The organism is Methylobacterium sp. J-077, assembly GCF_022829365.1.
Lineage (GTDB): Bacteria > Pseudomonadota > Alphaproteobacteria > Rhizobiales > Beijerinckiaceae > Methylobacterium.
On sequence record NZ_JAKSYJ010000013.1, the window covers coordinates 1 to 361 of the forward strand.

Here is a 361-nt window from a genome sequence, read left to right on the forward strand (position 1 = left end):
TTCGAGATGTCGGGCAGCACCGCCGGTTCGGATGTCGGCTCCACCAACCTGCTCGCCTACACGGCGACCTTCGGTAACGGCCTGTCGGCGACCCTGTCGATCGAAGTCCCAGTCTTCCGCCGGACGCCGCTCTGCCCGCCGTCCGGGGGGGCTCGCCCGCGCAACCCCGGCCGCTACCGCTGGCTCGGACACCGCTTCCACCAACCTCACCGCCTACACGCCGACCGCCGGCAACGGCCTGTCGGCGACCCTGTCGATCGAAGACCCGGTCTTCCGCCGGACGCCGATCTTCGCGCCGCCAGGGCCTGCGAATCCGGTCAGCCCCGTCTTCGTCGGCTACACCAAGGGCGCACCGTCGAGC

The 361-nt window shown here is 70.9% G+C and carries 1 pseudogene; it reads left to right on the forward strand.

Annotation, left to right across the window (positions count from 1 at the left end):
- A pseudogene (locus tag MKL11_RS00130) lies at positions 1-361 on the forward strand (hypothetical protein); the annotation flags it as partial.